The 14,278-nt window shown below is 71.7% G+C and carries 11 protein-coding genes; 7 read left to right on the top strand and 4 right to left on the bottom strand.

Features of this window, described 5'->3' with window-relative positions; all coding sequences use genetic code 11:
• Positions 1–6 precede the first annotated feature (6 nt).
• Positions 7–1,374 (bottom strand): L-fuconate dehydratase, encoded by a 1,368-nt coding sequence (locus tag Acy02nite_RS28590; protein WP_203746145.1) that lies wholly within the window; start codon positions 1,372–1,374, stop codon positions 7–9.
• Between the two features lie 279 nt (positions 1,375–1,653).
• Positions 1,654–2,853 carry an MFS transporter gene (locus Acy02nite_RS28585; RefSeq protein WP_239175292.1) on the bottom strand — a complete coding sequence of 400 codons (1,200 nt, stop codon included), beginning with the start codon at positions 2,851–2,853 and terminating at the stop codon, positions 1,654–1,656.
• 101 nt (positions 2,854–2,954) lie between these two features.
• On the opposite strand from Acy02nite_RS28585, the gene Acy02nite_RS28580 reads away from it, so the two are divergent.
• From Acy02nite_RS28580 to Acy02nite_RS47530, 4 genes are all read left to right on the top strand, one after another.
• Positions 2,955–3,872, top strand: a complete 918-nt coding sequence (locus Acy02nite_RS28580) for a LysR family transcriptional regulator (protein WP_203746143.1) — start codon at positions 2,955–2,957, stop codon at positions 3,870–3,872.
• Positions 3,873–3,885: 13 nt separating this feature from the next.
• The gene (locus Acy02nite_RS28575; protein ID WP_203746141.1) at positions 3,886–4,350 is read left to right on the top strand and encodes an MmcQ/YjbR family DNA-binding protein; all 465 of its coding nucleotides are present in this window, start codon (positions 3,886–3,888) and stop codon (positions 4,348–4,350) included.
• Between the two features lie 477 nt (positions 4,351–4,827).
• A complete protein-coding gene (locus Acy02nite_RS28570; RefSeq protein ID WP_203746139.1) occupies positions 4,828–5,037 on the top strand; it encodes a hypothetical protein in 210 nt (69 codons plus the stop codon).
• A gap of 65 nt (positions 5,038–5,102) precedes the next feature.
• Positions 5,103–5,522 (top strand): hypothetical protein, encoded by a 420-nt coding sequence (locus Acy02nite_RS47530; RefSeq protein WP_307872296.1) that lies wholly within the window; start codon positions 5,103–5,105, stop codon positions 5,520–5,522.
• A 319-nt stretch (positions 5,523–5,841) separates the two neighbouring features.
• On the opposite strand, the gene Acy02nite_RS28560 is transcribed toward Acy02nite_RS47530, so the two are convergent.
• Both Acy02nite_RS28560 and Acy02nite_RS28555 read right to left on the bottom strand, forming a co-directional pair.
• The gene (locus Acy02nite_RS28560) at positions 5,842–6,567 is read right to left on the bottom strand and encodes an ABC transporter ATP-binding protein (protein ID WP_203746133.1); all 726 of its coding nucleotides are present in this window, start codon (positions 6,565–6,567) and stop codon (positions 5,842–5,844) included.
• Positions 6,564–7,139 (bottom strand): PadR family transcriptional regulator, encoded by a 576-nt coding sequence (locus Acy02nite_RS28555; protein ID WP_203746132.1) that lies wholly within the window; start codon positions 7,137–7,139, stop codon positions 6,564–6,566. The genes Acy02nite_RS28560 and Acy02nite_RS28555 overlap by 4 nt, the downstream gene beginning before the upstream one ends.
• Before the next feature lie 286 nt (positions 7,140–7,425).
• Here Acy02nite_RS28555 and Acy02nite_RS28550 point away from each other — a divergent pair, with 286 nt between their 5' ends.
• The 3 genes from Acy02nite_RS28550 (at position 7,426) to Acy02nite_RS28535 (ending at position 13,635) form a co-directional block, all read left to right on the top strand.
• Positions 7,426–8,031 (top strand): septum formation family protein, encoded by a 606-nt coding sequence (locus tag Acy02nite_RS28550; RefSeq protein ID WP_203746131.1) that lies wholly within the window; start codon positions 7,426–7,428, stop codon positions 8,029–8,031.
• Positions 8,032–8,392: 361 nt separating this feature from the next.
• Entirely contained in the window at positions 8,393–12,310 is a 3,918-nt protein-coding gene (locus tag Acy02nite_RS28540) for a Pls/PosA family non-ribosomal peptide synthetase (protein WP_203746130.1), read from the top strand.
• The gene (locus tag Acy02nite_RS28535) at positions 12,307–13,635 is read left to right on the top strand and encodes a M1 family metallopeptidase (protein ID WP_203746243.1); all 1,329 of its coding nucleotides are present in this window, start codon (positions 12,307–12,309) and stop codon (positions 13,633–13,635) included. The genes Acy02nite_RS28540 and Acy02nite_RS28535 overlap by 4 nt, the downstream gene beginning before the upstream one ends.
• The last annotated feature ends 643 nt before the right edge of the window (positions 13,636–14,278 follow it).

Genomic DNA, 14,278 nt, shown 5'->3' with positions numbered 1-14,278 from the left:
CCTCCTTCACGTGATGCGGACGTCACCGCTCTGCGGGCGTCGGCGAGATTCTCGGGCACGAGCGATCCAGACCGGCCCGTCCGGGTATGCGTACTCCTTCAGGGACGCAGCGTGCATCTGCGCGCTCAGTCCGGGTGCGGCCGGAGCCAGGTAACGACCGTTGCGGACTCGCACCGGGGCGACGAAGTGCTCATGCAGATGGTCGACGTACTCGATCACCCGGTCCCGCACGGTGCCGGAGACCGCGACGTAGTCGAACATCGACAGGTGTTGCACCATCTCGCAGAGCCCGACGCCACCGGCATGCGGGCAGACGGGAACCTCGAACTTCGCAGCCAGCAGCAGGATGGCGATGTTCTCGTTGACACCGCCGACGCGCGCCGAGTCGATCTGGACGATGTCGATCGCGCCCGCCTGCAGCAGCTGTTTGAAGACCACCCGATTGGCCACGTGTTCGCCGGTGGCGACCTTGATGGGTGCCACCGCGGCACGCACCCTGGCATGCCCCAGGATGTCGTCCGGTGAGGTGGGCTCCTCGATCCAGTAAGGCTCGTACGGGGCGAGCCGGCGCATCCAGTCGATGGCCTCGGCCACGTCCCATCGCTGATTGGCGTCCACGGCGATGCGAACGTCCGGCCCTACGGCGGCGCGGGCCACCCGCAGGCGCCGGACGTCGTCGTCGAGTGAGGCGCCGACCTTCAGCTTGATCTGGGTGAAGCCGTCGGCGACTGCTTCCCGAGCCAGCCGGGCGAGTTTCTCGTCGGAGTAACCCAGCCAGCCGGGCGTCGTCGCATAAGCCGGATAGCCGTTCGCGGTCAGTGCGGCGAGCCGGTCGGCTCGCCCGGGCTCGGCCTGTCGCAGCAGCGTGAGCGCCTCCTGCGGGGTGAGCGCGTCGCTGAGCCAGCGGAAGTCGACCTGAGCGACGAGCTCCTCCGGTGACATGTCGGCCAGCAGCCGCCACACCGGCTTGCCGGCCCGCTTGGCGGCCAGGTCCCACGCGGCGTTGACGACCGCGCCGGTGGCCATGTGGATCACGCCTTTCTCCGGACCGAGCCAGCGCAACTGCGGGTCGTGCACGAGCTCGCGGGCGAAGCCGCCGAGGTCGGAGCAGAGTTCGGTCAGATCACGGCCGACGACGTACGGCGTGAGAGCGGAGATCGCGGCAGCCTGCACATCGTTGCCACGCCCGGTGGTGAATGCCAGCGCATGTCCCTCCAGGCCGTCGGGCGCATCGGTGCGCAGCACGACGTAGGCGGCGGAGTAGTCCGGCTCCGGGTTCATCGCGTCGGAGCCGTCGAGGTGCTCGGAGGTGGGGAACCGGACGTCGAGAACTTCCAGAGCCGTGATGCGGGCAGCCCGGGCGGCCTGAGGCATGTCGTCTCCCGTGGACGGGCCCCGCAGAAGTCGAGCCGGAGCCGGATACATGTGATGTATACCGGCGGCGGGCGAGTGCTGTCCAGGTACTCCGGCCCGGCGGGCGCTCGTTAGCCCTCCTGGGCGCCGTGCATGGTGCCGAGCGGGGGAGAAGACATGTAATGTATTACTTCTCGGGATCGCAGCTCATCAGCTGCCCTGCGGCGCGAGTTGCTCGACCGCGCCATGGCCGCCGTCGGCTGAGCCGGCACGCGCTCCCTTCGGACTACCGCAAGCGGGTCAATGGCCGTACGGCGAAAGCGTCTTCTGATCGATCCGCGGAAGCAGCAGCGGTGTCGCGAGCAGGAGCAGGCCGGCCAGGGCGATCGCGGCGCGCGGGCTGGTGACGGCGGCGAGCACGCCCCATAGGGCGGTCATCGCGGCGATCGTCGCGCTGCTGGTGATCGACCACGCCGTCAGCGTGCGCGCGACGCGATCCGTCGCGGTCTGCTCCAGGCGGTACGTCGCGAACACCGGATTGAACACGCCCATGCACGTGACCAGGCCGAACTGGACGGCGATGACGAGCACGAGCCCGCCGGTACCGGGACCGACGAACGCCAGCCCGATCGACCAGCACGCGCGCAGCGTCCCCGAGACGAGCAGGGTGCGGCGCTCGCCGAAACGGCCGACGATCCGCCGGGCGAGTCGCGCGCCGAGCAGGCCGCCCAGGCACGGGAGGCCGAAGGCGAGACCGTACTGCCAGGTCGGGAACCCCAGCCGCCCGAGCATCAGGACGGCCATCAGCGGCGCGGTCGCCAGGATCAGGCCGTTGACCAGCACCGTGTTGAAGAGCAGCGGCCGCAGCGCCGGATGCGCCAGGAGGTAGCGCCAGCCGCCGATCCCGGTTCGCGTGCCGCCGGTGCGGGCCGGGCGTGGCTCCGGGCCGCCGATCGCGCCGATGCCGGCCGCCGACAGCAGGTAGCTGACCGCGTCGGCCGCCACCGTGATGACCGGCCCCAGCACGCCGATCGCGGCGTTGCCCAACGGCGGCCCCAGAACGGTCGCCGTCCACGTCGTCGCCTCGAACCGCCCGTTCGCGGTCAGCAGATCCCGCGGCGCGACCAGCGATTTCAGGAACGAGCCACTGGCCGCCCGGAACGCGATGTCAGCGGCGCCGGCGATCACCGACACGATCACGAGCTGCAAGAACGAGAGACAATTCAGCGCGTACGTCACGGGAATGCTGATCAGCGCGGCGAACCGCACCAGATCCATCGCGATCATCACGGGCCGTTTGCGGCGGAACTCCACCCACGGCCCGAGCGGCACGGCGATCAGCGCCCCGACGGCGAGTCCCGCGGCGGACAGCAGGGACACCTCGGCCGGGCCCGCGTGCAGCGCCAGGATCGCGATCAGCGGGAACGCGTCGAACCCCAGCCAGGTGCCCAGCGTGCTCGCCGTGAACGCCAGCCACATCCACCGGAATTGCCGTCCCACTGATCCACCCCTCGTTGACTGAGAGGATCCAAGCAACCCGCTGGCCTGCGGATCAAACAACCGGATCGCCGTCAGTGCACAACTCGTGGTTGTATGAGGAGGTGGATCTCGATGCCGTACGCACCTTCGTGGCCGCCGCCGATCTCGGTCAGTTCCAGGAGGTGGCCGCCGAGCTGACGATCTCGCAGCAGGCCGTCTCCAAGCGCGTCGCCACCCTCGAACGCCAGCTCGGGGTGCGGCTGTTCACCCGCACGCCGCGCGGCGCCGAGCTGACCCTCGACGGGCAGGCGTTCCTGCCGCACGCCCGTGAGCTGCTGAAAGCGGCCGAGCGGGCGGCCGCGTCGGTGCTGCCGGGCCGCCGTCCACTGCGGGTCGACGTGATCGCCTCACGGCTCGCCACGTCCGGGCTGATGCGCGACTTCCACCGCGCGCACCCCGCGACCGAGCTCGACGTGGTCAAGCTCTTCACCGTCACGGCGGCCGTCGAGGCGCTGCGCTCCGGCGCGATCGACGCCTCTTTCCGGGCCGTGGCGATGCCCGGCCATCCGCTGCCCGAGGAGATCTGCGCGGTACGTGTCCTCGACGAACCGTTGCAACTGCTGACCGGCCCGGCGCACGCCCTGGCGGCGGCGCGCTCGGTGAACCTCGCGCGGCTCGCCGGGCACCGGCTCTGGATGCCCGGCATCGAGCCCGGCACCGAGTGGGGCGCGTACTACGACGACCTCGCCGCCGAGTTCGGCCTGACGATCGAGGCGACCGGGCCGAACTTCGGCTCCGACGCGCTCCTCGACACGATCGCGGACACCCCGGCGCTGGCCACGTTCATCGGCGCGCAGACCCGGCTGGTGTGGCCCGAGAGCCACGGTCTGCGCCGCATCCCGATCGTGGATCCGACGCCGGTCTACCCGCACTTCCTCTTGTGGCATCGGGACAATCCGCACCCGGGGCTGGCCGCGTTGCGCGCCCATCTCGGCCCGCCGCCGGCCGTGACGGGATGGACGCCCGGCTGGGTCGTCTGACAACGTTGCCGCCATGTCCAGCCCCGCAGACGTGCCACCCGAGATCCTCGACCGGCTGCGGCCGATCGTCGGGCAGTTGCCGGAGACGTACGAGGAGCCGGCCTGGATCGGTGTCCGCTGGCGGATCCGGGCGCGGACGGTCGCGCACGTCTACACGCCCGACGTGCAGCGGTTCCCGGTCTACGCCCAGCACGTGATCGACGACGCGGAACCGATCGTGATGACGTTCCGCGTCCCGGTCGAGGACCTGCTCGGGCTGACCGTGGCCGGCTTCCCGTACTTCCGCGCGCCGTGGGGCGACAACGTGGCCGCGGCCGTCCTCGGCGCCCACACCGACTGGACCGAGATCGTCGAACTGCTCACCGACAGCTACCGCGAACTGGCCCCGAAGTTCCTCGCGGCCCGCCTGGCCCCACCCGGTCCGGCGGCCGGCCAGCCGCACCACGTCTCGCGGCGAACTCCCGGCGTCATCGACTGACCGGCGCACCATGGCGGCCACGACCGGGAATTCGTCGCGGAAGTCGCAAGATGTGCTCGAACACTTTACTGCGAAACCGGGGAAACAGCCCGGTGAATCGGAGTGAATTCACCTCGACGAGTCGGTGGAATGCGTTCTCGGATGATCGGTCAAATGTGCGTTGCGGCGGTGATCCGTATGGGTGACGGGCCGCCTATGGATCACGTATGACCCGTAGGTTGAGCCGCAGGAATTCAGCACTTCACCGGCGGTCAGGGGTGGCAGGGAATGGGAATTCGTAAACTCTTTTCAGGTGCATTGGTTGTCGCGACGACCGGGATCGGAATGGCTTTGACGGCACCATCATCGGCGAGCGCCGCCAGTCCCGGCGATGCCCGGTGCAAGGCGGCCTCCCACGGTGGCCGGCTCTACATCGGCAAGAGTCATCAGAATTCCGGCGCACCGAACTACGTGCCGAGCGGCTGTACCTCGATCTGGATGCAGCTGACCGAGGTCCACTACATCACGCACGCGAAGGCGTGCCTGGAGACCAGTTCGGGGCGGAACTACCGCTGCGGCCCGTGGGTGTACCTCGAGGACAACTACGCCTGGAACCGGCTGCTCCCGCAGGTGCGGCCCGGCGACCAGTGGCAGCTCTACCTGCACGCGCAGGGCCCCGGCTGGGTCCGCTTCGCCTTCTCCGGCTGACCGTCTCCGCCGATCGGCGGCTGATCGATGTTCCCCGTCCGATCCGGCCGGGGAGCATCGCAACGGTGATGCCCGCCGATTCCCGGCCTTCCGCGAACCTCGACAACCTTCCGGACCGGGTGCGCCGCCTCGGTTGTCACCGCTATGTCGCCCAGGGCGGTGACGTCGGCGCCGGCGTCACCGACGCGATGGGCCGGATCGGCCCGGACGGGCTGGCGGGCATCCACACCAACCTGCTCGTGCCCGCGCTCAACGACCCGGCGTCGCTACCTAACAGCATCGATGCGCCACGGACCGGGGCGAGCAGCGGCATCACCGGCTGGTCGCGCCACCGCACCCGGGCGCGACCGCACAGCTCTTCCGCCCGCGGCAGACGGTGCGGGCCGGCAGCGGGCAGGTGGGAGTCATTCGAGGGCCGGCCGCGCGAGGGTTGCCGGTTCGCGTCCGGCCAGCACCCAGGCGCCCAGGTAGGCCAGGAGTGGTAGCCCGGCCAGGATCGCCGCCAGGTTGGTCAGCGGCACCGGGGTGAGCCATTGCGCGTCGCGGTGATGCCAGGCGAGCAGGGCCAGGTAGGCGCCGGCCGCGCCGAGCAGCGCGCCGGCCAGGGCCAGTGCCCCGGCAGTGGAGGCGGTCAGCGCTCGCCGGGTCCGTCGGCGGGCACCGGCCGCGGTCAGGGTGCGCAGGTCACGGGCGGTCTCACTGCGGATCAGCCCGACCGTGGTGGCCAGCGCACCACCGCTCGGCGGGCGCTCATCCCGCCGTGGCCGGCGCCGAGCGAAAGCGGGCGGTCCCGCGCCGGGGCGCTCATCCGGCCGGCTCCTCGGCCAGCAGCGAATCCGGGTCGGGGCGGCCGCCGGTGTGGTCGACGATCCGGCCGTCGCGGATGAACACCACCCGGTCCGCCCAGGACGCAAGCTGCGCGTCGTGGGTCACCACGACCACGGCCAGCCCGCGCCGGCAGGCGGTGAGCAGCAACCGCATGACCGCCTCGCCGTTGGCCGTGTCGAGGGCGCCGGTCGGCTCGTCGGCCAGCAGCAGCCGCCGGTCGCCGACGATGGCGCGGGCGATCGCGACGCGCTGCCGTTCGCCGCCGGAGAGCTGGTCGGGGAAGTGCCCGGCCCGCTCGGTCAGGTCCAGCTCGCGCAGCGCGGCCACGGCGGAGACGCGGGCCTTGCGGGCGGACAGGCCGTCGAGTTCGAGGGGGAGCGCCACGTTCTCCGCCGCGGTCAGACCGGGCAACAGGTTGAAGTCCTGGAAGACGTACCCGATGGCCCGTCGCCGCAGGCGGCTGCGGTCGTCGCGGGACATCCCGGCGAACGCCAGCCCGCCGACCGTGACCTCGCCGCTGGTCGGGGTCTCGAGGGCGCCGGCGATGGTCAGCAGCGTGCTCTTGCCCGAGCCGCTGGGCCCCATCACTGCGACCATCCGCCCGGCCTCGACGCTCATGCTGACCTCGCGCAGGGCGTGCACGTCGTCGGTGCCGTCCCGGTAGGTCTTCGACACCTCGCGCAACTCCAGGACGCCGGTCATCGCCGGGCCCCCGTCCGACGCCGGAGCTGGGGCGTGGACCGCACCGGCGGCGGTGTGAGGGCAGCCCGCTTGAGGCGGCCGTCGGCGGTGTCCAGCCAGCGCACCACCGCGTCGAGCCGGAACAGCTCGGCGTCGACCGCGAGCGCGAGGCTCAGGTCGTGCTCGGCGTCGCCCTCCTTGAGGCGGGTCCACTGCTGCATCAGCTCCACCACATACCGCCGGTGCGCCTGGATCACCTCGTGCACGTCGACCCCGGGCAGCCGGACCGCCACGAGAATCTTGATGATCAGCTCGTCGCGCGGCGGCGAGCCGAGATCCGGCGGTGTGCGCAGCCATCCCGCCAGCTCCGCCGCGCCCGCCTCGGTGATCCGGAAGCCCTTCTGCGGGCCCGGCTCGGCGTCGTCGCCGGACTCGGCCAGGCCGTCGCGTTCCAGGCGCTGCAGCGTCTGATAGACCTGCCCGACGTTGAGTGGCCACACCTCGCCGGTGCGGGCCTCGAACTCCTCGCGCAGCTGCAGTCCATACTTCGGGCCCTCGCTGAGCAGCGCCAACAGCGCATGCCGAACGCTCACGTCGTCACCATGCTCGATATCATGGCCAGTAGAATACCGGGTATACACGGTGCTCGGTGATGACGGATGTGCCAATCCGGGATCAATGCCCACCCGATCGGCGGCGGATCCGCCCGCCCGCACGCCCGTACCGGTGCTGGCCGGCAATGTCACCGATGGCGTAGACGTGGTCGTATCCCGGGCCGCTCGGGGCCACCTTGGCATTCTCCGGCTGACCGTCTCGTTCGATCGGCTCGTTCGATGGCTCGTTTGATCGGGGCCTGGCGCGATCACTACTGTGACGGCCGTGAATGAACAACACGGGGTTCCGGCACCGCCGTCGCCCGGCGTCCCGGCGCAGCAGGCCCACCCGGACGCGCAGTTCGGGCAGCCCTGGCCGGATTCGGCTCCCCGGGAGCCGATCCGGTCACTGCGCGCTCCGCGGACCGCGTGGGGAACCTTCAAGATGCTGTTCGGTGCCGCCATCGTCCTGGCGTTCGTGGGTGGCGTCGTCTACACCCACGTCATCGATCCGGATCGCGACGACGCGGGCAACGTCCGCGGTGACCGGACGATCTCCTTCGACGACGTACGCACCGGCGACTGCGCCAACCTCAACAGGTTCATCGGCCTCGACAGCGACATGGCGGCGACGCCGTGCACGAGCGCCCACAACGCCGAGGTTATCGGCATCTACACCATGCCCAAGGGCGACTGGCCGGGTGAGGAGGCGGTCGGCGAGACGGCGAAGACCGAATGCTCGCGCCGGTTGCAGGCCTACACCGGCACCCCGGCCGACGACCTCGAGACCGTCTACGCGACGCCCACGTCGGCGACCTGGAGCAGGGACCGCGACATCGTCTGCTTCGCCTACCGGTCGGGCGGCGGTCTCACCGCCTCCGTGCGTCGCTGACTCAGGGTCGTAACGCGAGCTTGCCGACCGTGGCCCGGGCTTCGAGCGCCGCGAGGACCTTCGGGCCGTCCGCCAGGTCGTGGACGACCGGGCTCGCGGGCCGGATCACGCCGGCGGCGATCAGCGCGAACAGCGATCACCTGCGCGATGGCCGCCTGGGACTCGTTCGTGACCGCGCGGCCATCGACGGCCGGATGAAACGGCTAAGGGCAGCAGGCTGTTCGGCTGTGTCGGTGGACACCAATTCGGCCGGGTGGCGTCATTCGGCGTGCCGTTCGCGTAGCTTGGAGTGCTGCCCCGGGCAGCTCAGCGCCGTGTGCCTGGCCTGAGACGGACCTGTGGTGGAGAGGGAGCATGCCCGGTGACGGTGACCACTGACCTGCGTCTGATCGAGCTTTCCGAGATCGCGGCGTCGCCCGGGGCCCCGGCGGTGTTCCACTCCCGCTCCGCGCCGATGCGCCGCACCCTCGTCGACATCCTGGACGACACGGTGCGCGAGCACCCCGGAGCTCCCGCGATCGACGCCGGGGACGTGACGCTCACCTACCGCGAGCTGGCCGGCGAGGTGGAGACGCTGCGGGCGAGGCTGGCCGGGCACGGGGTCGGGCCCGGCGACCGGGTGGGCATCCGGATCTCCTCCGGGACGGCCGAGCTCTACCTGGCGATCCTCGGGGTGCTGGCGGCCGGCGCGGCGTATGTGCCGGTCGACGCCGACGATCCGGACGAGCGGGCCGAGCTGGTCTTCGGCGAGGCGGGCGTGTGCGCGGTCCTCGGTGACGGGCTGAGCGTGTCGTCACGCCGTACGCCGCAAGCAATGTCCGGACGTCCCGGCGCGGCCGACGACGCGTGGATCATCTTCACCTCCGGCTCGACCGGCACCCCGAAGGGCGTCGCGGTCTCGCACGGCTCGGCGGCCGCGTTCGTGGACGCCGAGGCGCAGTTGTTCCTGGTCGACGAGGGCATCGAGCCGCTCGGGCCCGGCGATCGCGTGCTGGCCGGGCTGTCGGTGGCCTTCGACGCCTCCTGCGAGGAGATGTGGCTGGCCTGGCGGCACGGCGCGTGCCTGGTGCCGGCCGCCCGCTCGCTGGTGCGCAGCGGCGTCGACCTGGGGCCGTGGCTGGCCGAGCAGCGGATCACGGTGGTCTCGACCGTGCCGACGCTGGCCGCGCTCTGGCCGGTCGAGGCCCTCGAGGACGTGCGGCTGCTGATCTTCGGCGGGGAGGCGTGCCCGCCCGAGCTGGCGGAACGCCTGGCCGTCGAGGGGCGCGAGGTCTGGAACACGTACGGGCCGACCGAGGCGACAGTGGTGGCGACCGCCGCACGGCTGACCGGCGAGGGTCCGGTGCGCATCGGCCTGCCGCTGGCCGGCTGGGAGCTGGCCGTGGTCGGCGCGGACGGTGAGCCGGTCGCGATGGGGGAGAGCGGCGAGCTGGTCATCGGCGGCGTCGGCCTCGCGCGCTACCTCGACGCCGCGAAGGACGCCGAGAAGTTCGCGCCGCTGCCGTCGATGGGCTGGGCCCGGGCGTACCGCAGTGGTGACATCGTGCGCGCCGAGCCCGAGGGGCTGCTGTTCCTGGGTCGCGGCGACGAGCAGGTGAAGCTCGGCGGCCGGCGCATCGAGCTGGGCGAGATCGACGCCGCGCTGCAGGCCCTGCCCGGGGTCGCCGGCGCCGCCGTCGCGATCAAGAAGACCGCCGCCGGCAACCAGTTGCTGGTCGGCTACCTGGTGCCGCAGGGCGGCGCCGAGTTCGACGTGGCGGCCGCCAATCAGCAGATCCGGGAGCAGCTGCCGGCCGCGCTGGTCCCGCTGCTCGCGGTGATCGAGGACCTTCCGACGCGTACGTCGGGAAAGGTCGACCGGGCGGCCCTGCCCTGGCCACTCGTCGTGGACGGCGCGACCGCGGCCGAGCTGACCGCGGCGCAGGACTGGCTGGCCGGCGGCTGGGAGCAGATTCTGGGCCTGCGCCCGGCCGACGGGGACGCCGACTTCTTCAGCAGCGGCGGCAGCAGCCTGAACGCGGCGCAGCTGGTCGCCTGGATCCGCGAGACGTACCCGCAGATGTCGGTGGCCGACATCTACCAGAACCCGCGCCTGTCGCAGATGGCCGCGGCCGTCGAGGCGCTCGGCGCGAGCGAGACCACCCATCGCGAGGTGCGGCCCACGCCGCTGTGGTCCGGGCTGGTCCAGGCGCTGCTGATGCTGCCGATGCTCGCGCTGGTCGGGCTGCGCTGGATGACCGTGCTCGCGGCGCTCGGCAAGATCCTCACGATGCTCGCGCCGGCCCCGTGGGCGCCGCAGGTGTCCTGGTCGTGGATCGCGGCGAGCTGGCTGGTGCTGTTCAGCCCGGCCGGGCGGATCGCGGTCACGGCCGCCGGCGCGCGGCTGCTGCTGCGCGGGGTGGGCCCGGGCAAGTACCCCCGCGGCGGCGGCGTGCACCTGCGGTTGTGGGCGGCCGAGCGGCTCGCCGAGCTGACCGGGGCGAACGGGGTCACCGGGGCAGGCTGGATGATCACGTACGCGCGGGCGCTCGGTGCCCGGATCGGCCGCGACGTCGACCTGCACTCCGCGCCGCCGGTGACCGGGCTGCTCAAGCTCGGCCGGGGCGTCGCGATCGAGCCCGAGGTCGACCTGTCCGGCTACTGGATCGACGGGGACGTCGTGCGGGTCGGCATGGTGCGGGTCGGTGCCGGCGCCCGGGTCGGCTCCCGCAGCACCCTGATGCCCGGCGCGCGCGTCGGCAAGAACGCGAGGATCGGTGCCGGCTCGACCGTCACCGGCGCTGTTCCCGCCGGTCAGCGCTGGGCGGGCTCCCCGGCCGTGCCCGTCGCGACCAAGGACGGCGAGGGCTGGCCGGCGCAGCGCCCGGCACGGCACCGGTTCGGCGCGAAGTTCTGGGTCGGGGCGTACAGCCTGACCGCCCACCTGCTCGGCCTGGTCCCGGTCGTGGCGGCGCTTCCCGCGCTCGCGATCCTCGGCTGGGCGCTCGGCGAGCAGCCGGCCGCGCGCGCGGCGCTGCTGGCCGCGCCGGTCGCCGCGGTCAGCTACCTGATCACGTACGCGCTGGTCGTGCTCGTCGCCGTCCGGATGCTCAGCATCGGCCTTCGTGAGGGCTTCCACCCGGTCCAGGGCCGCCGCGCCTGGCAGGTGTGGACCACCGAGCGCCTCATGGGGATGGCCCGGGTCGCGCTGTTCCCGATCTACTCCAGCCTGTTCACCCCGGTCTGGCTGCGGCTGCTCGGCGCGAAGGTGGGCCGCAACGTCGAAGCGTCGACAGTGCTGGCGCTGCCGGCCATGACGACTGTCGACGACGGCGCGTTCCTGGCCGACGACACCATGGTCGGCACCTACGAGCTGAGCCACGGCTGGCTGCGGATCGCCCCCGCCCGCATCGGCAAGCAGGCGTTCCTCGGCAACTCCGGGATGGCCGCGCCCGGCCGTTCGGTGCCCAAGCGTGGCCTGGTCGGGGTGCTCTCGTCGGCGCCGCGCAAGGCGAAGAAGGGCTCGTCGTGGCTGGGCGCCCCGCCGATGCCGCTGCGGCGCACCGTCGAGGCCGCCGACGCGAACCGGACGTACGCGCCGCCGCTGCGGCTGAAGGTCGCCCGTGCCCTGATCGAGCTGTGCCGGGTCGTCCCGGTGATGGCCGCCGGCACGCTGGTGGTCGGCGTCCTGGTCGCGCTCGCGTCGATCTGGCAGAGCTTCGGCGGCTGGGTGGCGGCGCTCGCCGCGGGTCCGGTCCTGCTGGCGTCGGCGATCGCCGCCGCGCTGCTCGGCACGGCCGCGAAGTGGCTGCTGGTGGGCCGGTTCCGGGTCACCGAGCACGCGCTGTGGACGTCGTTCGTCTGGCGCAACGAGCTCGCCGACACGTTCGTCGAGGCGTTCGCCGCGCCGTGGCTGTTCCGGTTCGCCAACGGCACGCCACTGCTCAACATCTGGATGCGGACCCTCGGGGCGAAGGTCGGCCGCGGCGTCTGGCTGGAGACGTACTGGCTTCCCGAGTACGACCTGGTGCGTCTCGGCGCCGGCGCGACGGTGAACCGGGGCTGCGTTGTCCAGACCCACCTGTTCCATGATCGAATCATGGCCATGGACGAGGTGACTCTGGGCGCGGGCGCGACGCTCGGCCCGCACGGGATCGTGCTGCCCGGCGCGAGCATCGGCGGCGGCAGCACGGTCGGGCCCGGCTCGCTGGTCACGCGCGGCGACGCGGTGCCCGGTGACAGCCGGTGGCTGGGCAACCCGATCGCGGCCTGGCCCGCCACGGCCCGCCGGCGGTCATGACCTCGGCCGCATCACCGGGCACCGACCACTCCACCGATCCGTACCTTCCCGGGCATGGCAACGGTGGCTACCGGGTGCTGCACTACAACCTGGAACTCGACTACCGGGTGCCGACGAACCGGCTGGACGGCAAGGCGGTCATCACCGCCCGCGCCGTCCAGTCGCTGTCCCGGCTGACCCTCGACCTCGGCCGCACCCGGGTCAAGGAGGTCCGGATCGACGGGCGGCCCGCGAAGTTCGACCACCGGCCGGACAAGCTGCGGATCCGCCCGGAACGCAACATCCCCTACGGGACGATCTTCAAGATCGAGATTCGGTACGGCGGCAAACCCGCCCCGATCCGCGGACGCTGGGGCGACATCGGCTGGGACGAGCTGACCGACGGCGCCCTGGTGGCCAGCCAGCCGAACGGGGCGCCGTCGTGGTTCCCGTGCAACGACCGGACCGACGACAAGGCGACATTCCTGGTGTCGGTGACCGCGGCGGCGCCGTACACCGTGGTGGTCACCGGCGACCTGGTCACCCGCCGCCGCGAGGCCGGCATGACAACCTGGGTGTACGAGCGGAACGAGCCGACCGCGCCGTACCTGATGGGCGTGCAGATCGGCCGCTACGAACTGCTGGAACTGGCCCCCGGGCGGATCGTCCAGCGCGCCGCGATCCCGCCCCGCGTGCACACTGCCTTCCGGCACGACTTCGGCCGGCACGGCGAGATCATGGCAGCGCTCGAGCACTTGTTCGGGCCGTACCCGTTCCGCGAGTACGTCGTGGTCATCACCGACGACGACCTGGACGACCCGATCGAGGCGCAGGGCATGGCCGTCTTCGGGCGCAACCACGTCGACGGGCGGCGCACCCACGAACGGCTCGTCGTGCACGAGCTCGCCCACCAGTGGTTCGGCAACAGCCTGACCGTCGCCAGCTGGCGGCACATCTGGCTGAACGAGGGCTTCGCGACGTACGCGGAATGGTTGTGGTCAGGCGCCTCGGGCGGCCGGTCGGCGGCAGCGCACGCCGCCCAGTGGCACGCCTGGGCCTCCGCCCAGCCGGCGGACATCGCCATCGCGGACCCCGGGGTGGACCGGATGTTCGACCCGCTCGTCTACAAGCGCGGCGCGCTGACCCTGCACGCCCTGCGGGCCCGGATGGGGGATGCGGCGTTCTTCGCCCTGGTCCGCTCGTGGGTGGCCGAGCACAGGCACTCGACGGTGACCACCGAGGAGTTCCGCGCGCACGCGACCCGCTTCACGACGCGGCCGCTCGACGACCTGTTCACCGCCTGGCTCGACCGGCCGGCTCTGCCCCCGCTGCCCCGCACGTCGTAGCCCCGCCGCGCCGTCAGCCGGCCTGTCCCGGCCCTTCGCTGCCTCCTCACGCCAGGACAGCTGCCTTACGGTTGGCGCGCACGCCGGGCAGGAGCAGCGGATGCCGCGCGTGTCGACATGCCAATTTCTCGTCTTTGAACGTTGGCGTTGTGATTCGTCGGTCGGCTCGCGATCGAGGGCAGCTCGGCCATTATGGAAATGTGGTGGCCATTTCCATTTAGATGCCGCCCGGAGGAGATTGTTTTGGCGCGTGCCGACGCTTGTGTCAGCATTTTCCGGGCTGGAATAATGTGATGGTGGCGCAGATGTCGTTGTTCAGTCGGACCGAGCTCGCGGGAATGCGGGATCGGACTCTGGCGCGCAATTACTCCGCGGAGGCAGAGGAGTTTCGGCGTGTACATGAGCGGCATCGTGCTTGGGGTTTACGTCAGCGGCATGCGCGGAAGCTGGTCCGGTCGGGGTGGGGTGCTTCGGCGGCGTGGGCGGCTGTCACCGCCGGGCAGGATCAGCGGCTGGAGGCGGCGTCGACGGTTGCCGTTCCGGCGCGGCCAGCGGATCCTGTCCCGGGCGCCGTGGCTCCGGTTGTTGCCTCGTCGGCGGGCCGGGCGTGCGGTGAAACGCCGGCATCGCCGCGACAGGTGTC

The sequence above is a fragment of the Actinoplanes cyaneus genome, assembly GCF_016862095.1.
GTDB classification, from domain to species: Bacteria; Actinomycetota; Actinomycetes; order Mycobacteriales; family Micromonosporaceae; genus Actinoplanes; species Actinoplanes cyaneus.
This window is presented reverse-complemented; position numbering and strand designations above follow the sequence as displayed.